At 62.2% G+C, this 18028-nt stretch carries 21 protein-coding genes; 3 read left to right on the top strand and 18 right to left on the bottom strand.

Annotated features, from left to right (window positions below; translation table 11 throughout):
• Positions 1 to 20 precede the first annotated feature (20 nt).
• The 6 genes from AO692_RS18455 to AO692_RS18430 all read right to left on the bottom strand — a co-directional run bounded on the left by AO692_RS18455 (position 21) and on the right by AO692_RS18430 (position 4437).
• Entirely contained in the window at positions 21 to 560 is a 540-nt protein-coding gene (locus AO692_RS18455; protein ID WP_054311519.1) for a MerR family transcriptional regulator, read from the bottom strand.
• Between the two features lie 195 nt (positions 561 to 755).
• Complete coding sequence (locus AO692_RS18450) at positions 756 to 1079, bottom strand: integration host factor subunit alpha (RefSeq protein ID WP_054311518.1); 324 nt, start codon at positions 1077 to 1079, stop codon at positions 756 to 758.
• 100 nt (positions 1080 to 1179) lie between these two features.
• On the bottom strand, positions 1180 to 2151 hold the full coding sequence (locus AO692_RS18445; protein WP_054311517.1) for a beta-ketoacyl-ACP synthase III: 972 nt from the start codon (positions 2149 to 2151) through the stop codon (positions 1180 to 1182).
• Between the two features lie 6 nt (positions 2152 to 2157).
• Entirely contained in the window at positions 2158 to 3228 is a 1071-nt protein-coding gene (plsX, locus tag AO692_RS18440; RefSeq protein WP_054311516.1) for a phosphate acyltransferase PlsX, read from the bottom strand.
• 105 nt (positions 3229 to 3333) lie between these two features.
• Complete coding sequence (locus AO692_RS18435) at positions 3334 to 3885, bottom strand: DUF177 domain-containing protein (RefSeq protein ID WP_054311515.1); 552 nt, start codon at positions 3883 to 3885, stop codon at positions 3334 to 3336.
• Between the two features lie 12 nt (positions 3886 to 3897).
• Positions 3898 to 4437 carry a ubiquinol-cytochrome C chaperone family protein gene (locus AO692_RS18430; protein WP_054311514.1) on the bottom strand — a complete coding sequence of 180 codons (540 nt, stop codon included), beginning with the start codon at positions 4435 to 4437 and terminating at the stop codon, positions 3898 to 3900.
• Positions 4438 to 4559: 122 nt separating this feature from the next.
• On the opposite strand from AO692_RS18430, the gene AO692_RS18425 reads away from it, so the two are divergent.
• Positions 4560 to 5069: an outer membrane protein assembly factor BamE gene (locus AO692_RS18425; RefSeq protein WP_054311596.1), complete on the top strand. Its 510-nt coding sequence runs from the start codon at positions 4560 to 4562 to the stop codon at positions 5067 to 5069.
• A gap of 93 nt (positions 5070 to 5162) precedes the next feature.
• Here the strand turns inward: AO692_RS18425 and AO692_RS18420 are convergent, their stop codons facing one another.
• Both AO692_RS18420 and AO692_RS18415 read right to left on the bottom strand, forming a co-directional pair.
• On the bottom strand, positions 5163 to 7301 hold the full coding sequence (locus tag AO692_RS18420) for a sodium-translocating pyrophosphatase (RefSeq protein WP_054311513.1): 2139 nt from the start codon (positions 7299 to 7301) through the stop codon (positions 5163 to 5165).
• A gap of 250 nt (positions 7302 to 7551) precedes the next feature.
• Complete coding sequence (locus tag AO692_RS18415) at positions 7552 to 8049, bottom strand: DUF2165 domain-containing protein (RefSeq protein ID WP_054311512.1); 498 nt, start codon at positions 8047 to 8049, stop codon at positions 7552 to 7554.
• On the opposite strand from AO692_RS18415, the gene AO692_RS18410 reads away from it, so the two are divergent.
• Positions 8048 to 8368 carry a hypothetical protein gene (locus AO692_RS18410; protein WP_244483399.1) on the top strand — a complete coding sequence of 107 codons (321 nt, stop codon included), beginning with the start codon at positions 8048 to 8050 and terminating at the stop codon, positions 8366 to 8368. The genes AO692_RS18415 and AO692_RS18410 overlap by 2 nt on opposite strands.
• 27 nt (positions 8369 to 8395) lie before the next feature.
• Here the strand turns inward: AO692_RS18410 and AO692_RS18405 are convergent, their stop codons facing one another.
• The 7 genes from AO692_RS18405 to ribH form a co-directional block, all read right to left on the bottom strand.
• Positions 8396 to 9145: an ABC transporter permease gene (locus AO692_RS18405; RefSeq protein WP_054311511.1), complete on the bottom strand. Its 750-nt coding sequence runs from the start codon at positions 9143 to 9145 to the stop codon at positions 8396 to 8398.
• A complete protein-coding gene (locus tag AO692_RS18400) occupies positions 9142 to 10080 on the bottom strand; it encodes an ABC transporter ATP-binding protein (protein ID WP_054311510.1) in 939 nt (312 codons plus the stop codon). Before AO692_RS18400 ends, AO692_RS18405 begins: the two co-directional genes overlap by 4 nt.
• The gene (locus tag AO692_RS18395) at positions 10077 to 11243 is read right to left on the bottom strand and encodes an ABC transporter permease (RefSeq protein ID WP_054311509.1); all 1167 of its coding nucleotides are present in this window, start codon (positions 11241 to 11243) and stop codon (positions 10077 to 10079) included. The genes AO692_RS18400 and AO692_RS18395 overlap by 4 nt, the downstream gene beginning before the upstream one ends.
• Positions 11244 to 11295: 52 nt before the next feature.
• A complete protein-coding gene (locus tag AO692_RS18390; RefSeq protein ID WP_054311508.1) occupies positions 11296 to 12210 on the bottom strand; it encodes an ABC transporter substrate-binding protein in 915 nt (304 codons plus the stop codon).
• Positions 12211 to 12585: 375 nt separating this feature from the next.
• Positions 12586 to 13797 carry an MFS transporter gene (locus tag AO692_RS18385; RefSeq protein WP_054311507.1) on the bottom strand — a complete coding sequence of 404 codons (1212 nt, stop codon included), beginning with the start codon at positions 13795 to 13797 and terminating at the stop codon, positions 12586 to 12588.
• Complete coding sequence (gene nusB / locus AO692_RS18380) at positions 13794 to 14285, bottom strand: transcription antitermination factor NusB (RefSeq protein WP_054311506.1); 492 nt, start codon at positions 14283 to 14285, stop codon at positions 13794 to 13796. The genes AO692_RS18385 and nusB overlap by 4 nt, the downstream gene beginning before the upstream one ends.
• Positions 14282 to 14776 carry a 6,7-dimethyl-8-ribityllumazine synthase gene (gene ribH, locus AO692_RS18375; protein ID WP_054311505.1) on the bottom strand — a complete coding sequence of 165 codons (495 nt, stop codon included), beginning with the start codon at positions 14774 to 14776 and terminating at the stop codon, positions 14282 to 14284. The genes nusB and ribH overlap by 4 nt, the downstream gene beginning before the upstream one ends.
• 190 nt (positions 14777 to 14966) lie before the next feature.
• Here ribH and AO692_RS18370 point away from each other — a divergent pair, with 190 nt between their 5' ends.
• Entirely contained in the window at positions 14967 to 15962 is a 996-nt protein-coding gene (locus tag AO692_RS18370) for a pyridoxal-phosphate dependent enzyme (protein WP_054311504.1), read from the top strand.
• A 46-nt stretch (positions 15963 to 16008) separates the two neighbouring features.
• On the opposite strand, the gene AO692_RS18365 is transcribed toward AO692_RS18370, so the two are convergent.
• From AO692_RS18365 to ribD, 3 genes are read right to left on the bottom strand one after another with little or no spacing between them, the layout of a single operon-like run.
• The gene (locus AO692_RS18365) at positions 16009 to 16311 is read right to left on the bottom strand and encodes a DUF1905 domain-containing protein (protein WP_054311503.1); all 303 of its coding nucleotides are present in this window, start codon (positions 16309 to 16311) and stop codon (positions 16009 to 16011) included.
• Positions 16312 to 16330: 19 nt separating this feature from the next.
• Positions 16331 to 16948 carry a riboflavin synthase gene (locus tag AO692_RS18360; RefSeq protein ID WP_054311502.1) on the bottom strand — a complete coding sequence of 206 codons (618 nt, stop codon included), beginning with the start codon at positions 16946 to 16948 and terminating at the stop codon, positions 16331 to 16333.
• On the bottom strand, positions 16948 to 18027 hold the full coding sequence (gene ribD / locus AO692_RS18355; protein WP_054311594.1) for a bifunctional diaminohydroxyphosphoribosylaminopyrimidine deaminase/5-amino-6-(5-phosphoribosylamino)uracil reductase RibD: 1080 nt from the start codon (positions 18025 to 18027) through the stop codon (positions 16948 to 16950). The genes AO692_RS18360 and ribD overlap by 1 nt, the downstream gene beginning before the upstream one ends.
• Between the last annotated feature and the right edge of the window lies 1 nt (position 18028).

Genomic DNA, 18028 nt, shown 5'->3' with positions numbered 1-18028 from the left:
CTTTTTCGTTCGGTTGCCCGTCACCGCACCTGGTCGAGCAGGCGCTTGCACTCGAGCAAATCGAACAGGGCTTCCTGCAGCAATGCGCGGTTGTCACGTGAAAGCTTGCCGGAGCCTGCCTGCACGGGCCCCTCGTCGTCGGCTTTGCCGAGGCCAAAGAAGCGGCGGTTGGGCTTGGCAGTTGGCTGGCCGACCAGCATCTCGTCATCAGCGCGCGGCTGCGCCGCGGGCGTCAACGGCACTTCTTCGGCCTGCCGACGCTGCGCGATCGCTTCGACGGCGGCGACGTCGCCATGGCCAATGGCGATCAGGAACTGGTTGCCGTTCTCGCGCAGCAGCTTCTGCACGCCCTTGATGGTGTAACCCTGATCGTAGAGCATGTGGCGGATGCCCTTGATCAGTTCGACATCCTGCGGCCGGTAATAACGGCGGCCGCCGCCGCGCTTCATCGGCTTGATCTGATTGAAACGCGTCTCCCAGAACCTCAAGACGTGCTGAGGCAAATCAAGATCTTCGGCGACCTCGGAAATGGTGCGGAAAGCATCGGGGCTCTTGTCCATGGGCGGATCCTCGCGCTGGGCATCGGATCGGACGCGTCGTTACATGCGTTGGTCAATCCAATGCGCAAAGAACAAACGAACCGAAGATTCGACACTATCCCGTCGAATCGAAACCTATTTCAGCGATTTATCGCCTGACATTCAAGCCCGGCATCAAGTCGGGGACGGTTTTCAACCGCGGAGTCGGGCTCTCGCCTATTTGCCCGACTTCGTCTTGCCGGCCTGATGCGAGCGCAGGATGCGGCTCTTCAGCACATTCGAGGCCTTGAAGGTCATCACCCGCCGCGGCAGGATCGGCACTTCCTCGCCCGTCTTTGGATTGCGTCCGATGCGCTCGTTCTTGGAACGGACATGGAAAGTGGCGAAAGAGGACAGCTTCACTGTCTCCCCGCGAACGATGGCTTCGCAGATTTCGTCCAGAACCGCTTCGACCAGTTCGGCCGACTCAGTGCGTGACAAACCAACCTTGCGATAAACGGCCTCAGCAAGGTCAGCACGTGTCAGTGTCTTTCCCCCCATCAGACCGTCCTATCAGCTTGTGCTCAAATGTATCGACGAAACGAGGGCGGAGCCTAAGTAATTGACTCGACAAGGTCAAGAACCGAACCGTGCGGTTCGCTCACCATCTGATGAGAACCGCACCCCAGGTGAATCCGCCCCCCATGGCTTCCAGAAGGACGAGGTCGCCACGCTTGATGCGGCCATCGGCAGCAGCGATCGAAAGCGCCAGCGGAACCGAGGCCGCGGACGTATTGCCATGCTTGTCGACGGTGATCACCACCTTCTCCTCGGCGATGCCGAGTTTCTTGGCGGAGGCGTCGATGATGCGCTTGTTGGCCTGGTGCGGCACGAACCAGTCGAGGTCGTCCGCTGTGATGCCGGCCTGCGAGAACGTTGCTTCGATTACGTCGGTGATCATGCCGACGGCATGCTTGAACACCTCGCGCCCTTCCATCCTGAGATGGCCGACCGTGCCGGTGGTCGACGGACCACCATCGACATAGAGCTTTTCCTTGTGCGTGCCGTCGGAGCGAAGGCTGGCGGCCAGGACACCGCGGTCGGCAATAGTGCCCGCCGCTTCGGCGGTCTCCATCACTATGGCGCCTGCACCGTCACCGAACAGAACACAGGTCGAGCGGTCGTTCCAATCCAGAATGCGCGAGAAGGTCTCCGAGCCGATCACCAGCACCCGCTTGGCCAGCCCCGCGCGGATATACGCATCGGCCGTGGTGACGGCGTAGACGAAGCCGGAGCAGACCGCCTGCATGTCGAAGGCATAGCCATGGCGCATGCCGAGCCGCTGCTGGATCTCGACTGCGGTCGCCGGAAAGGTATTGTTGGGAGTAGAGGTCGCCAGAACGATCAGGTCGATATCGTCAGGTGTGAGACCGGCATCGGCAAGTGCCGCCCTCGCCGCCGCCTCGCCGAGCGAAGCCGTCGTTTCGTCATCGGAGGCGATGTGGCGCTGGCGGATGCCGGTACGTTGGGCGATCCACTCGTCCGACGTTTCGACCATGCCCTCGAAATCGGCATTCTTCATGATACGGCGGGGCAACGCCTGGCCCGTGCCGCGCACGACTGATCTGATCAAGCTGTTCTATCCTTCTTCGTCGACCGCGACGTCAGATTTTCTGAGTGCCGGAGACTGCGGGTTGCGGGCATGGAAGAGATCGAGATCCGCTTCGATGCGATCCAGCAACCGGTTGCGCACCATGTCGTAGGCCAGTTCCACCGCCGCGGCAAACCCTGCCGAATCGGCACCGCCGTGACTTTTTACCACGACGCCGTCCAATCCGAGGAAGACACCGCCGTTGGAACGGCTGACATCCATCTTTTCACGCAAAAGGTCGAAAGCGCCTTTCGCAAACAGATAGCCGATACGTGCCATCAACGTCCGGCCCATGGCCGCGCGCAGATAACCGCCGATCTGGCGTGCAGTACCCTCGGCGGTCTTCAACGCGATGTTGCCGGCGAAGCCTTCCGTCACCACGACATCGACGGTGCCCTTGCCGATGTCGTCGCCCTCGACGAAACCGTGATAGACAAGCGAGTTCATATTGGCCTCGCGCAGCATGCGTCCGGCCTCCTTGACCACTTCCTGGCCCTTGATCTCCTCGACGCCGACATTGAGCAGGCCGACAGTCGGCCGCTCCACACCGAAGACCGCACGCGCCATACCGGTGCCGAGAATGGCGAAATCGACCAGTTGGTGGGCGTCCGCGCCGATCGTGGCGCCGACATCCAGCACGACGCTCTCACCACGCATGGTCGGCCAGATGGCGGCAATCGCCGGCCGGTCGATGGTTGCCATCGTGCGCAGGCAGAATTTCGACATCGCCATCAGCGCGCCGGTGTTGCCAGCGGAAACGCAGGCATCGGCCGAGTTTGCCTTTACCGCTTCGATCGCCTTCCACATGGAGGATTTCCAGCGGCCATGGCGCAATGCCTGGCTTGGCTTGTCGTCCATGCGGACAGCAACCTCGCAGTGGAAGAATTCACTCTTCTCGGCAAGACCTGGAAATTTCGCCAGTTCCGGTCGCACCATCTCTTCGCGCCCATAGATGACGAAACGGATGTCCGGGCGGCGGGTGGCGACAGTCTGGAGCGCCGGAATGACCACGCCGGGACCGTGGTCGCCGCCCATGGCATCAATGGAGATTTTTATCACGCGTTGTTCATCTCGTGGGTTGGCTTGGGACCATCGTGACTTTCCGGCGAAAATAGCGGTTTTGAGTCACCGCACAACCGGCTTTTTCTCGTCGGTCCCTGGCTTTCAGGATTTTCCGAGCAGGGATTTCAGCTTTTTCTGGAATTCACTTTCGGGTTCCGCCTCCTCCGGCGCAGCTTCCAGAGACACGCCGGGTTTGCGCGGATAAGGATCGATCGCCAGGCCGAAGAACTGCTCGGCAAGTGCGCCAACGTCGATCGTATCGCCGATAAAGGTTTCCGGGCCGTCGGGACCATCGGCGTCGAGCAATATCTCGCCGCCGCCCTCGAACCCCTGGCGGCCCAGTTTCGAATCCTCGGGCAGGAACAAACCCTCGACTTCCTCGTCGATATGAGCTGTCACCGGCTCCAGCGTCACCACACAGGCCTGGGTGATATCGCCCTCGACGCGGCCCTTCACTTTCACGCCGTGGCGCTTCCAGGGCGTGACCACGAGATCCGCCACATAGCGTTCGACGGAGACGAGCTCGTGCTCCCTGGCGAGGGCCTCGCGCTGGGCTGCATCGGCCTCGATGCGCACCGGCATGCCCTTTTGCGGCAGGCGCGAGACGTGCGCCTCGAACGAAACCGAGCTTCGTGGTTCCTCTTGATGTTTCATCGCAGTCATCCTTCAACCAGCGGCAGCCGGAAAGGCAAGCTCGCCGAGACAGATCGCTTTCGACGATTGCGCGGCAAGCGTCTCCCTGGCGCGCAGCACATAAGCCGCCATATCGGGCGCCTCCGCCCATTCCGCGACATCGGGGCGGACATTGCGGGACAAGGCTGTGGCGAGATCGCCTTTGTCGTCACGGTCCAGCGCATCGGCATAGGCGGCGGTGCGGCCATAATACATCTTGGCCAGTTTCTTCATGCGTTTCGGAACACCAACGTCGCTAATGCCAAGTTCGCGCAGCGAATGGTCGACATCGGTGAAGAACTCGTCGATCAGCGTCTGTGCGAGTTCAGCCGGTACGCCGCTCTCGCCATGCAGCCGATGCTGGAGCAGGAACATGTGCAGCGACAGCATCTCGAAACGGCCGAGTGGCGTATCGGGCACATTCCAGTGCGAATAAAAGAAAGTTTGCCGCGCCGCTGCCACGATTTGTCCGTACAGCGCCTCGACAATAGCGCGGTTGGCATGGCGTTCGCGGCCGAACAGGCGCTGAAACATTGGGGACGGTCTCCCGGGGACCTGTTTGTTAAGGCACAATTGTTGCATCGGCGGCTAAGCTGGTTTACCGGTTTTGCCGCCTCGCGCAAGCCGGTGCCCGAGAGCGGACTATGGAGTTGTCGTTGCGCGCATTGAAATTCAAGTCGACCGCCTTGGCAGGTTCTGCTTCCGTCGCCTCGATGCTTGTCATCGCAGCGGCGCTGACCGGCTGCAATTCGTCGAAGATGTTCGGGGATCTCACCCCCGGCGAAACCCTCACCCAGGGTTACATCGTCGACCAGCAGACATTGGATTCGGTCCCCGTCGGCTCCAGCCGCGAGCAGGTGCTGCTGGCGCTCGGCACACCGTCGACCACCGCGACCTTCGACAACGAGGTCTTCTACTACATCTCGCAGACCCGCCGCCGCGCGGTTGCCTTCGCAAATCCAAGCGTCGTCGACCAGAAAGTGCTGGCGGTCTATTTCGGCCAGGACGGCCGCGTCGCCCGACTTGCCAATTACGGTCTGAAGGACGGCCGGGTGTTCGACTTCATTTCGCGCACGACCCCGACCGGCGGCAAGGACCAGAACTTCCTCGGCCAGATCATCTCCGGTGCCGGCAAGCTCAAGCCCAATCCGGCAGCCGCGCTCTAACCTCACAACGGGTTGGCACAGCCTGTAGGATAAGTCCTCAAAAGCAAAACCCGCGGGATCGCTCCCGCGGGTTTCTTGTTCAGCCGACAGGCACTAGCTGTGCGCCAATACAGCCAGCAGCAGCAACGCCACGATGTTGGTGATCTTGATGGCCGGGTTCACGGCCGGACCGGCGGTGTCCTTGTAGGGATCGCCAACCGTATCGCCGGTGACGGAGGCTTTGTGCGCCTCCGAACCCTTCAGGTGCTTGACGCCGTCCTTGTCGGTGAAGCCATCCTCGAACGACTTCTTGGCGTTGTCCCAGGCACCACCGCCTGAGGTCATCGAAATGGCGACGAACAGGCCGTTGACGATGACGCCGAGCAGCGAGGCGCCGAGGGCAGCAAAAGCCGAAGCCTTGGAGCCTGAGATCAGGAGAACACCGTAGTAGACAACCAACGGTGCCAGCACCGGCAGCAGCGACGGAATGATCATTTCCTTGATCGCCGCCCGGGTCAAAAGGTCGACCGCCCGCGCATAGTTAGGCTTGGACGTGCCCTTCATGATGCCCGGATCCTCGCGAAACTGGCGGCGGACCTCTTCCACGATCGAACCCGCTGCGCGTCCCACCGCTGTCATGGCGATGCCGCCGAACAGATATGGAATCAGGCCGCCGAAGATCAGACCGGCAACGACATAGGGATTCGACAGGTCGAAAGAGACCGTGCCGAGATCGGAGAAGTAAGGGTATTGCGCGGAATTGGCCGCGAAATACTGCAGGTCGTTGGAATAGGCCGCGAACAGCACCAGAGCACCGAGGCCGGCCGAACCGATGGCATAACCTTTGGTCACGGCCTTGGTGGTGTTGCCGACAGCGTCGAGCGCGTCGGTGGATTGACGCACTTCCTTGGGCAGGCCGGACATTTCGGCGATGCCGCCGGCATTGTCGGTGACCGGACCGAAGGCGTCGAGCGCCACGATCATGCCGGCAAGGCCGAGCATGGTGGTGACGGCGATCGCCGTGCCGAACAGGCCCGCCAACTGGAAGGTGGCGATGATGCCGCCGACGATGACGATGGCCGGCAGTGCCGTCGATTCCAGCGAAACCGCGAGACCCTGGATGACGTTGGTGCCATGGCCGGTGACCGAGGCCTGGGCGATCGAATTGACCGGACGTTTGTCGGTGCCGGTGTAGTATTCGGTGATCACCACGATCAGCGCCGTCACCAGCAAGCCGATCAGGCCGCAGATGAACAGATTCGTGCCGGTCACGACATGCGCACCGGTGCCGATCGGACCCCAGCCTATGGTCATCGACGTGGCGGCGCCAAGACCGACGATCGACAGAATGCCGGTGACGATCAGGCCCTTGTAGAGCGCACCCATGATTGAACTGTTGGCGCCGAGCTTCACGAAGAAGGTGCCGACGATAGAGGTGATGATGCAGGCGCCGCATATGACCAGCGGATAAAGCATCATGCTCGACAACACATCGGTTCCGGCAAAGAAGATCGCTGCGAGCACCATAGTGGCAACCACGGTCACCGCGCAGGTTTCGAACAGGTCGGCAGCCATGCCGGCGCAGTCGCCGACATTGTCACCGACATTGTCGGCGATGGTGGCAGGATTGCGCGGATCATCCTCCGGAATGCCGGCTTCCACCTTGCCGACGAGATCGCCGCCGACATCGGCACCCTTGGTGAAGATGCCGCCGCCGAGACGTGCGAAGATCGAGATCAGCGAGGCACCGAAGCCCAGGGCCACCAGCGAGTCGATCACGGTACGATCGCCGGGTGCCAGGCCCAGCGGGCCGGTCAGTACCCAGTAGTAGACGGAGACGCCGAGCAGCGCCAAACCGGCAACCAGCATGCCGGTGATGGCGCCCGACTTGAAGGCGATGTCGAGGCCAGCACCCAGGCTGTTCGACGCGGCCTGCGCCGTGCGCACATTGGCGCGCACCGAAACGTGCATGCCTATGAAGCCTGCCGCACCCGAAAGCACGGCACCGATCAGGAAGCCGATGGCGGCGGTACCCGACAGCAGCCACCAGGCCAGCAGGAACACGACGACCCCGACGATGGCAATGGTGGTGTATTGGCGCGCCAGATAGGCTTGCGCACCCTCGCGGATGGCCGCGGCGATTTCCTGCATACGTGCGTTGCCCTGGTCGGCCGCCAGCACGGACTGTGTAGCCCAGATGGCGTAGACGACCGAAAGCACGCCGCAGAGGATGACGACATAAAGCATGGTCATTTGCGGATTATTCCTCGATCTATGGCCCGGCAGACCTCCTCCCCAGGCCGTTCGAACCGAGATTCCCGAGCGGAATCCCGACCCCTCGATCGATTTATGCAAAGCCGCGGTCTCGACCGTCAAGCCGGCGTGCGACATTTGCCCGCATTTGCCTGCGACAGTTTACCGCGCCCTTGCGAGCCGTACCCGCACGTCACCCGCCACGCCGTGACTATTCAGGCGAGATTGGCGAGTGCGTTCGACTACGCCACTACTGCTGGAGATCGCCGTCTGGTTGCATGATGAAGATCAGCACGACAAGCATGGTCATGTAGAATTTGAAGGCAGCCTCCTGCCCGTTCCAGGTCTGTGACTGCCACATGGCAAACCACTCCCCGCCAATCACCATGAACCCGAAATACCAGACCAGGAACCCCATGGTGGTGGCAATGATGGCGAATTTCTTGGCGCTGTTGAAAGCCTGGCCGCTCCCCTTGCGAGCGCTCCATAAATTCCATGCGGCGATCAGGAAGAGCAGGCAGGTCAGCGCCTCGCCGAAGATGATCAGCCAATAACCCGCCGTCCAAAGGGCAGGATTGGTGATCGAGCGGTACATCAGCGCGTTGCCCGGAAAGGTTGTATCCATGGAGAGCACGTGCTGGACAAAGGCAAAGTTCGAGCCATAGTCGGTGATGTTGCCAAAGGCGACGAGGAAGGCGAAGGCCGCCAGACACAGGCACATGGTGATCTTGGAAAGACGTGACGTCATGGCAAAAGCCCCTTCTGCTTTCGATGATTCTGGTCACGGTAAAGCAGGATCACCGAGTCCCGCCGATCACGCAATGCGCGCCACGACGATAGTCCTGACCGCAAGCGCGGAGCGTTACGTGAGAGACCATGATCTGGCGACGGCGCTCGATCTGTTGCGGCTACCGGAAGGCTGTGCCAACGGCGATCTCGTATCGCTGGAGGCCGGCAAGGGCGTGCGCCATGATTTTTCAATCATCCGGCGTCGGTGGGTCGCTGCCGCAAACAGCACAGAATTGGAAATCACCCTCGACTATCCGGCGGCGTCCCCGAGGCGCTGAGCGGCAATCCCGATCGGCCGGCCATAGTCAGTGGGCAACTTGACCCATCCGTCTTGCAGCGACGCGTTCCAGGGCCATCAGTCCGTCATAGATGAAGACGGCCAGGCCAGCCACGATGAGACCACCCTGGACGACGAAGGCGAGATTGTTGGAGATCAATCCGGCAATGATGACTTCGCCCAGCGTCTTGGCTGCGACGGTAGACCCTATGGTGGCGGTCGCCAGGCCGATCACGACCGATAGACGGATGCCAGCCAGAATGACCGGCAGGCTGAGCGGCAGTTCCACTCTGAGCAGCTTCTGGCGATTGGTCATGCCGGCACCTCGCGCTGCCTCCACGATGTTGGAGGGCAGCGTTGTGAGCCCGGTCAGCGCGTTCTCGAAGATCGGCAGCAGCCCGTAGAGAAAAAGCGCGATCAATGTTGGTTTTTCCCCGAAGCCGACCGCAGGTACGGCCAATGCCAGCACTGCCACCGGCGGGAAAGTCTGGCCGATATTGACCAGCGAGCGCGACAGCGGCAGGAACTCGGCGCCGAAGGGCCGGGTCACCAGGATGGCAAGGCCGATGGCGACGATGATCGCCGCGATCGTGGCCACCGCAACGGTACCCAGATGCTGCAGGGTCAACGACAGCAGGCTGCCCTGATTGTAGATCGCTGGCGCATTGTTTTCCGTCAGCGGCTTGAACAGCGGCTCGAACCAGCCAGGATTGACGATGAACGCCACCAGGAGAACCAGCAGGATCACACGCAATGCCGCCGGCAGGAACGTCTTCATGCCGGCCTCGCCGCGAGTTTTACCAGGCCGTCGACGGTGACACGGCCGAGCGCCTTGCCGTCGGCGCCCTTGACTGGCAACGCCGGTCGGCCGGACCAGAGCAGTTCAGCTAGCGCATCGCGCTGGCTGGCGTCTGCCGGAATGGCTTCGCCCTCTGCACTGCCCTTCTCCACCGCATCGCCGACGCGACCGAGCGACAGCAGCCGAAACGGCCGCTCTGATGAACCGACCAGCGTCTCGACGAAGGAACTGGCCGGTTTTGCGAGAATCTCGGCGGGTTTTGCGTATTGCACCAGCTTGCCGCCGTCCATCACTGCGATCTTGTGGCCCAGATGCACCGCCTCCTCCATGTCGTGCGTGACCAGGATGATGGTGGTGCCGAAATGTTTCTGGATGGCGAGCAGATCCTCCTGCGCCTTGTTTCGGATGATCGGATCGAGCGCACCGAACGGCTCGTCCATCAAAAGCACGTTCGGTTTGGCGGCGAGCGCACGCGCGACACCGACACGCTGCTGCTGGCCGCCGGATAACTCGTGCGGGTAGCGCTGGCTGAAATCGGCAGGATCGAGCTGGAAAAGCTTCAGCAATTCGTCGACGCGCTCATCGATGCTTTCCTTGTCCCAACCGAGCAGCAGCGGCACCGTGGCGATGTTCTGCGCCACAGTGCGGTGGGGGAAAAGGCCGTGGCCTTGGATGGCGTAGCCTATGGAACGGCGCAGCTCGTATCCGGGCAGCGAATGGTTGTCGACACCATCCAGCTTGATCGTGCCAGCTGTCGGCTCCACCAGCCGGTTGACCATGCGAAGCAGCGTCGTCTTGCCGGATCCGGAGGTGCCGACGATCGCCGCAATCGTGTGCGGCTCGATCACCATCGACACGTCGTTGACCACGGTCTGCTTGTCGTAGCGCTTGGTGATGTGTTCGATCTCGATCATGCGATCGCTTCCTTGCGCCTGGCTGTTGCGGTGAGTTCGATGATGGCGTCGAGCACGATGCCCGCCACGAAGGCCAGGGCGACCGTCGGCACAGCGCCGAGCAACACAAGATCCATCGCCGTCTGCCCGACACCCTGGAAGACGAAGACGCCGAAACCGCCACCGCCGATGAGGGCTGCAATGGTGGCAAGGCCGATATTCTGCACCAGAACGATGCGGATGCCGGTCAGGATCACGGGGAAGGCAAGCGGGAACTCGACGCCGAACAAGCGTTGCCGATCCGTCATACCCATTCCGCGTGCCGCCTCGTTGGCGGCCTTTGGCACGCCGGCCAGGCCGACCACCGTATTCGCCACCACCGGCAGCAGCGAATAGAGGAACAGCGCCACGAAAGCCGGCGCGGTGCCGATGCCGCGGATACCGAGCTCGGATGCCCCTGGTACATGCAGTGCCACCCAGCCGAGCGGGCCGATCAGCATGCCGAACAGCGCGATCGAAGGAATGGTCTGGATGATGTTGAGCACATTGAGCACCCCTGCCCGCAGTGCCTCGACCCTGTGACAGAGAATGCCGAGCGGCAAGCCGACGACCACGGCAGCCACCAGCGACCCCAGGGCCAGCGTCACATGCTTGCGCGCCTCGGCCCAGAAGCTATCAGCCCGGTTTGTGTATTCCTTGAGAATGGAGAGGCTGTCCCATACGCCGGATGCCAACAGGGCGCCGACCGCCACCGCGGCAACCAAAAGAACGGCGAGGCGCACAAATGGCGACAGCTCAAGCCGTGCCAGTACATCGGCCAGAAGCAGCGTGAAGGCGAAAATCAGCAACCAGAAGCCGGAGGCCGGTGAAATCCGGGCGAACGTGTTGCCGGGCGGCGTGAGGAAGCCGCCAGCCGCGCCGATGGCCAGCGCGAGGGCCACCAGCAGGACAACACTTGCAATCAGCCGCAAGGCCAGGGGCGTCTTCAACAGCGCCACGACGATGGCTGCGACGACAAGCGCCAGCAGCAATGGTCCGCTGACGACTGGAAGCGCGTCGAGGATAAAACGTCCCTCGCCCGGCACGATACGATTGGCGCGAAACGTGGCGAAGGGCGCGAGAAAGGCCGCATAGGCGGCAATCGCGGCAATCACCACGCCCAGCTTGTCGAAGCGAATGCCCACGATCCTGGCCCTTCAGGTTCGGCGCGCCCAGAAGGCGCGCCGGAACCGCTCGCTACTTGAGGAAGCCGTTCTTCTTCAGGAAATCTTCCGCGACCGCCTTTGCCGGCTCGCCGCCAACCTGGACGCGACCGTTGAGTTCCTGCAGCGTCACCAGATCGAGCTTCTCGAACACCGGCTTGAGCACTTCCTCGATCTTCGGGTTTTCCTTCAGCACTGCCTCGCGAATGATCGGGGTCGGCTGATAGACCGGCTGAACATTCTTGTCGTCGGTCAGCACGACAAGACCGGACGGCTGGATGCCGCCGTCGGTGCCATAGACCATCGCCGCATTGGCGCCGTTGGTCTGGTTGGCGGCTGCCGCAATGGTCGCTGCCGTGTCGCCGCCCGATAGCGTGATGAGTTGATCCGGCTTCAGCGTAAAGCCGTAGGTGGTCTGAAAAGCCGGCAGGGCAGCCGCGGAATTGACGAACTCGGAAGAGGCGGCCAGCACCACCTTACCGCCGCCCGATACGTACTTGCCGAAGTCGGAGAACGAAACCAGCTTGTTGGCGTCGGCGACATCCTTCCGCAGTGCGATCGCCCAGGTATTGTTGGCCGGTGATGACGTCAGCCAGACGATCTTGTTAGCGTCGTAGTCAAGCTTCTTGGCCTCGGCATAGCCCTTTGCAGCATCCTTCCAGAGCGGATCGTCGCCCTTCTCGAAAAAGAAGGCGGCATTGCCGGTATATTCCGGATAGATGTCGATTTCGCCGGCGATGATCGCCTTGCGCACCACCGGGGTGGCGCCAAGCTGGATGCGGTCGACAGTCTTGATGCCGTTGGCGTTCAAGACCGACTGGATGATGTTGCCAAGCACTCCGCCCTCGGTATCGATCTTGGAGGAGACGACGACATCGGCGGCATTCGCTGAAGCGACGGAAAGGCCGAGCGCGACAAGCGCACTGGCTAGAAATCTGGTTGAGGACATAGCGGCAAATCCCTGTGATGAAACCGAAGACGATGCTTGCTATCGCACGACCCAGACGGGCAGTCGGGGCATACGGTTTCATAAGATGCGGGGTAAGCGCAATATTTTTATCTGGAATTGGCGTTCAACTCGCGCCCTTCCCGACAGCATCCTGTCAGTTGGCTTGGCAGCGGTTTTGTTGATTTGAACGCAGGTCAGATCTTGCGTTGTGTCTATCCTGCTTCGATGCGATGCCGGTACCGCGCGCCGGAACGGAAGGACTGGTACCAATCGTCAATACATAGCCATGGGCAGGCAGCGGTAGAGGCCGCGGGTGGGATTCTGCGCCAATCGGCAGGCGCCTTCCGCGCAAAGGCTTCAAACAGCGCCGACCGGTCAGTTGGCGCGGCGCAGGGCCGTCGTGCGTAGCGCGCCAAGAGCCACAAGGCACAGGATCGAAACGGGAAAGACGATCCAGGCCAGCATCGTCCAACCCCAGGCATTGTAAACCGCTCCCGACATCAGCGAGGCGAAAGCCACCGAGCCGAACAGGATAAGATCGTGAAAGCCCTGGATCGTGCCCTTTTCTTCGGACCGGTAGCTTTCCGTCACCATGGCGGTGGCTCCGATGAAACCGAAGTTCCAGCCGAGGCCCAGCAGGATCAGCGTGGTCCAAAACTGCCAAAGCTGGATGCCCGACAACGCCACCACCGCACAGCCGATCAAAAGTATGAAACCGACGGCGACGATGGTTGGCGCCCCGAAACGGTGAATGAGCCGGCCGGTGAAGAAGCTCGGTCCGAACATGGCCATCACGTGCCAGGAGATGCCGAGCGTAGCTTCATCGGAGGAAAAGCCGCAACCGACCATGGCCAGAGGCGCGCCGGTCATGACGAAGGTCATCATCGTGTAGGAGCCGACGGCACAGAAGAGCGCGATGAAGAAGCGCGGCTGGCTGATGATCTCGGAGAGAGGCCTGCCACCATGGGCGGCGGCATGTTCCGCTTGCGACGGTTTGGGCGTGTTGAGGAAAAACAGGATCGCACCGCCCACCACCGACAGGGCAAGGATAGACGCAAAGGCGCCGGCAAAAGGCACCGGTGCCAGCAGGTCCTTGGTGAAGATCACCACCTGCGGGCCGAGAATTGCCGTGACGATACCACCCGCCAGCACGAAGGAAATGGCACGTGCCTTGAATTCCTGCGGGGCATTGTCGGCGGCCGCAAAGCGGAACTGCTGCACGAAGGCGGCTCCTACTCCTATCACCAGCAGGCCGAACACAAAGATCCAGAAACTCGACTGGAACAGCGCCAAGGTGGCAATCAACCCGCCCAGCGCGGTGACGACGGTACCGAGGAGAAAGCCATCCCGATGGCCCAACCGGCGGATCAGCGCAGCCGAAGGCAGCGCGCCCACCGCCAGGCCGACGGAGAACCCGGTGAGTGGTGCCGTGGCGAGCGACTTGTCTGGCCCCAGAAGAAATTCGCCAGCCAGCGCGCCGAGTGCAAAGCAGATCGGTCCGGCCGACCCCAGCACCGCCTGGGCAGCGGACAAGATGAAGGCGGTACGGCGCGCCTCGTTTTCCGCCGCGACCGTCACGACGCTCATCGAGCGTCCTTTCCCCTGCCCTCGCCGCGCACACGGCGTGCAACACGGTCAAGCACCGCATTGACCAGCTTCGGCTCTTCCTCGGAATAGAAGGCCTTGGCGATATCGACATATTCAGAGACGATCACCGCGACGGGCACATCCTCGCGCTTCATCAGCTCGTAGACGCCGGCACGCAGGATGGCGCGCAGCGTGGAATCCAGCCGCGACAGCGGCCAATCCTCGGTCAGAGACTGGCGAATAACCGGGTCAACCGTCTTCTGGTTCTCGACCACGCCGGCCAGGATGGCACGAAACCACTGTGCGTCCGCCTCACGGTAGAGCGCGCCGTCGACTTCCTTGCCGAGCCGGAACGCCTCGTATTCGGCGGTGATCTCCAGCAAGCCGGAGCCGGCGACATCCATCTGGTAGAGCGCCTGCACTGCTGCCAGGCGCGCGGCACCCCGCTTGTTGGCCTGGCGCGGAGCAGAATCGGACGGTTCGGTCACGATGGCGCTCCCAGTTTTTCCTTGAGCGCAATCATGGTCAGCGCTGCACGCGCCGCGAACCCGCCCTTGTCGCCTTCGCTCTTCTTGGCGCGTACCCAGGCCTGTTCCTCGTTTTCGGTGGTCAGGATACCATTGCCGATTGCAATCGACTCCTGGACAGAAAGATCCATCAGCGCACGGCTCGACTCGTTCGCCACAATATCGAAATGATAGGTATCACCACGAATAACGGTACCGAGCGCCACGAAGCCGTCATAGATCTTGCCGCCCTCGGCCATGCCGTCGAGCGCGAAGGCGATGACGCCGGGGATTTCGAGCGAGCCAGGAACGGTCACCACGTCGTAGGTCGCGCCCGCTTCGCCGAGTGCGCTCGCGGCACCGTCAAGCAGCGCGTCCGCGAGGTCGTCGTGGAACCTCGCCTCGATGATGAGAAGGTGGGCGTTCTTCTGCGGCTGAATGAACGCCTTGCCGTGTTGGGATGTGCCAGCCATGAAGGTCTCCGGAATTGTCGGTGACTTAGGCCGAAGCGACGGCGGGCGCAAGCGACGTTTGAGCATGCCTGCCATCACATGCGCTCACCGACAGTCATGCGCGATGCCGGCACTTCGCCGGGACACCCTTTTATTGTTTTAGGGATAAAATATAATCCGCGCCAGAACACATGATGGACGAAGGTATTCCATGGAAAAGTGGGCAGACAGCTCAGAGACTGCAAGGCCACGACGCCCGCAGCTCGACGAGATCGAGGCAGCGCGGACCCGGCTGGCTGCCTACATGCACCGCACGCCGTTGGTTCAGCTCGATCTCAGGCTGCCGGATCGGCGCATCTTCCTAAAACTGGAAACACTCTCCCCCATAGGGGCCTTCAAGCTGAGGCCGGCACTCAACGCGCTGTTGTCGCGTGACATCAAGACCTTGTGCAGCGGCGTTGCGACGGCAAGCTCCGGCAACATGGCCTATGGCATGGCCTGGGCGGCGCACAGGCTCGGTGTCCCGATGGCCGCCTACATGTATTCGGGAGCACCCCGTGCCAAGATCGACGGCGTCCGCAGGCTCGGCGGCGACGTGCGCTTCATCTCCACGGAGACGTGGTGGCGCTACATCGTCGAGGCAGAGCGGCCTGAACTTGACGAGCTTCTGATCAATCCCGTGACGGATCAGGCCGTGCTGAGCGGGAACGGCATCATCGGCCTGGAAATCGTCGAGGACCTCCCCGAAATCGATGTCGTGGTGACGCCCTTTGGCGGCGGCAGCCTGACGACCGGTGTCGCCAGCGCGGTCAAGGCGCTGCGTCCGCAGGCAATGATTGTTGCCGCCGAGGACGAGAGCGCCGCTCCCGTCACCGCAGCGCTTGCCGCGGGAAATATCGTGGAGATCGAGACAAAGCCGTCCTTCGTGAAGAGCATCGGCGGCCCTTCGCTCGTGCCGCAGTTGTGGCCGGTGGTGAGCGAACTGATTGACGGTGCTGTTGCCGTCAGCCTTGACCAGATCACGGATGCAATGCGGCTGCTGTTCTCGAAAGCGAAGGTTGTTGCGGAAGGCGCAGGCGCCGCCTCGCTGGCCGTTGCCCTGGCCAGCGACCAGATCAAAGGCAATGTGGTCTGCGTAATCTCAGGCGGCAACATCGATGCGGCGACCTATTCGCAAGTGCTGGCCGGTACGATTCCAGATCCGTGACCACATCCATGGACGGCCATCTGAAGGCGATGGAGCCGCGCACCGGCTATCTGCGCTGCGCCGGTTGAACTCTCATCTCGACGGAAATCGTATCGCCCGCCGTCAGGTTGAGCTTTTGCCGCACCTTCGCTTTCAGCGGCAAAAGATAGCTCTCGTTCTTCGGGAACAGCGATGTCGAGAACGTGACACCGTCGATCGTTGCCTCGACCGGTATCATCCCCCAGCCGTAGGTGACGAACGTCGAAAGCCGTTTTATCTCGTCACCGCACGGCGGCGGTACCGGAGCGAAGAAAAATGGAGACGGTCCCCGCCAATGAACCACCGTCGCCTCAAACCGGAAACCAGACATCGCGCCCCCTAAGGTGGCCTTAAAGTCCCTCTTTCGCAGCCTCCGCCAGCCGCGCCGCATAACGCGCCATGGTGTCGATCTCGATGTTGATGCGATCGCCCACCTGCCGGTCCGCCCAGGTGGTCACCTGCAGCGAATGGTGGATCAAAAGCACGTCGAAATGCGTGCCTTCCACCTTGTTCACGGTCAGCGAGGTGCCGTCCAGCGCCACCGAACCCTTTGGAGCGATGAACCTCGCCAGTTCGCGCGGCGCCTCGAGCGTGAAGCGTACCGCCTCCCCCTCGTCTTCGCGTGCCACAATCAGCGCGGTGCCGTCGACATGACCGGACACGATGTGGCCACCCAGTTCATCGCCAATCTTCAGCGCGCGCTCCAGGTTGATGCGGCTACCGGCCCTCCAATCGGACGCGGTGGTCAGCCTCAATGCCTCTTCCCAGGCCTCGACTTCGAACCAGCGGGCGTTGGAGCCCTGCTCCGGCAGCGCCGTCACAGTCAGGCATACCCCACCGCAGGAGATCGAGGCACCGATGTCAATGGTGGCAGGATCATAACTGGTGTCGATGCGCAGGCCGACGCCTTCCTTGCGGGGGCTCACCGCAGCCACGGTGCCAATATCGGTGACAATGCCAGTGAACATCAGAAAATATCCCTTACCCATTCGGCGCAATGATCCTCACCGAAGCTGGTCTCGCGCAACTTGCGGAAGCTAGCCGGAATGCCGGCGGCATCGATGGGTGAAGCGATGCCGCCGTCGCCGATTGCCTCCGGCCCGGTGAACAGGATGATACGGTCGACCAGTTCTTCGTCGAGAAACGCCCTTGTGACTTCCGCACCACCTTCGACCAGCACGCTCGCCATGCCAAGCGCGGCCAGGTCTTCCATCAGCTCCGGCAAGGCGATACGGCCGTCTACCGTTTCAGTGCCGACAAAGCGCACACCGCGCCGCTCCAACGCCGCTTTGCGCTGAGGATCGGCTTCGGCGCAGGCTGCTATGTAGAGCGGCACGCGATCCACCTCCGCCACCAGCTTGGCTGTTTCCGGCAAACGGATGTGACGATCGAGCACGATCCGCGCTGGCGAACGTCCTTCCAGCCCCGGTAGGCGAACAGTAAGCGCAGGATCATCCTCAAGTGCCGTGCCGATGCCGATCAGAACCGCATCCGCTTCCACCCGGATCAGATGGACCTCCCGGCGCGCGGCATCACCGGTGATCGAGACCTGGCCAGCGCCCTTGCGGCCGATCATACCGTCGGCGGAAAGGGCAAGTTTCAGAATCACTTCCGGCCGCTTCCTGAGGGAGCGGATCAGGTAGCCCGCCATCTGCTCGGCCGCTTCTTTGGCAAGAACACGCTCGACGACCTCAACGCCGGCGTCGCGCAGGATGGCATAGCCCTTGCCGGACACACGCGGGTCAGGATCGCTCGCGGAACCGACCACCCGCCTGATGCCGGCGGCTGCCAGCGCATTGGCGCAAGGCGGCGTGCGGCCATGGTGGGCGCAGGGCTCCAGTGTCACATAGGCGGTAGCGCCCTTGGCCAGCGGGCCGGCCTCGGCCAGTGCCTCGGTTTCGGCATGGGGGCGTCCGCCGACCGCGGTGACGCCGGTGCCGACGATCATCGGGCCACCGCCATCGTCGCGCACGATAATGGTGCCAACGGAGGGATTGGTGGCAGTACGGCCGAGGTTGCGCCGCGACAGCCGGATCGCCGCGGCCATG

The sequence above is a fragment of the Mesorhizobium sp. 1M-11 genome (assembly GCF_001303895.1).
Classification (GTDB): Bacteria; Pseudomonadota; Alphaproteobacteria; order Rhizobiales; family Rhizobiaceae; genus Mesorhizobium.
The sequence above is the reverse complement of the archived record's forward strand: the minus strand, read 5'-3'. Positions and strand labels throughout refer to the sequence as shown.

What these genes read in the sequence shown, in the direction of transcription:
- AO692_RS18455 (WP_054311519.1), bottom strand. Translation starts at nt 560, where the DNA reads ATGGACAAGAGCCCCGATGCTTTCCGCACCATTTCCGAGGTCGCCGAA.
- AO692_RS18450 (WP_054311518.1), bottom strand. Translation starts at nt 1,079, where the DNA reads ATGGGGGGAAAGACACTGACACGTGCTGACCTTGCTGAGGCCGTTTAT.
- AO692_RS18435 (WP_054311515.1), bottom strand. Translation starts at nt 3,885, where the DNA reads ATGAAACATCAAGAGGAACCACGAAGCTCGGTTTCGTTCGAGGCGCAC.
- AO692_RS18430 (WP_054311514.1), bottom strand. Translation starts at nt 4,437, where the DNA reads ATGTTTCAGCGCCTGTTCGGCCGCGAACGCCATGCCAACCGCGCTATT.
- AO692_RS18420 (WP_054311513.1), bottom strand. Translation starts at nt 7,301, where the DNA reads ATGACCATGCTTTATGTCGTCATCCTCTGCGGCGTGCTTTCGGTCGTC.
- AO692_RS18410 (WP_244483399.1), top strand. Translation starts at nt 8,048, where the DNA reads ATGGCAAAAGCCCCTTCTGCTTTCGATGATTCTGGTCACGGTAAAGCA.
- AO692_RS18415 (WP_054311512.1), bottom strand. Translation starts at nt 8,049, where the DNA reads ATGACGTCACGTCTTTCCAAGATCACCATGTGCCTGTGTCTGGCGGCC.
- AO692_RS18405 (WP_054311511.1), bottom strand. Translation starts at nt 9,145, where the DNA reads ATGAAGACGTTCCTGCCGGCGGCATTGCGTGTGATCCTGCTGGTTCTC.
- AO692_RS18400 (WP_054311510.1), bottom strand. Translation starts at nt 10,080, where the DNA reads ATGATCGAGATCGAACACATCACCAAGCGCTACGACAAGCAGACCGTG.
- AO692_RS18390 (WP_054311508.1), bottom strand. Translation starts at nt 12,210, where the DNA reads ATGTCCTCAACCAGATTTCTAGCCAGTGCGCTTGTCGCGCTCGGCCTT.
- AO692_RS18385 (WP_054311507.1), bottom strand. Translation starts at nt 13,797, where the DNA reads ATGAGCGTCGTGACGGTCGCGGCGGAAAACGAGGCGCGCCGTACCGCC.
- ribH (WP_054311505.1), bottom strand. Translation starts at nt 14,776, where the DNA reads ATGGCTGGCACATCCCAACACGGCAAGGCGTTCATTCAGCCGCAGAAG.
- AO692_RS18370 (WP_054311504.1), top strand. Translation starts at nt 14,967, where the DNA reads ATGGAAAAGTGGGCAGACAGCTCAGAGACTGCAAGGCCACGACGCCCG.
- AO692_RS18365 (WP_054311503.1), bottom strand. Translation starts at nt 16,311, where the DNA reads ATGTCTGGTTTCCGGTTTGAGGCGACGGTGGTTCATTGGCGGGGACCG.
- AO692_RS18360 (WP_054311502.1), bottom strand. Translation starts at nt 16,948, where the DNA reads ATGTTCACTGGCATTGTCACCGATATTGGCACCGTGGCTGCGGTGAGC.
- ribD (WP_054311594.1), bottom strand. Translation starts at nt 18,027, where the DNA reads ATGGCCGCGGCGATCCGGCTGTCGCGGCGCAACCTCGGCCGTACTGCC.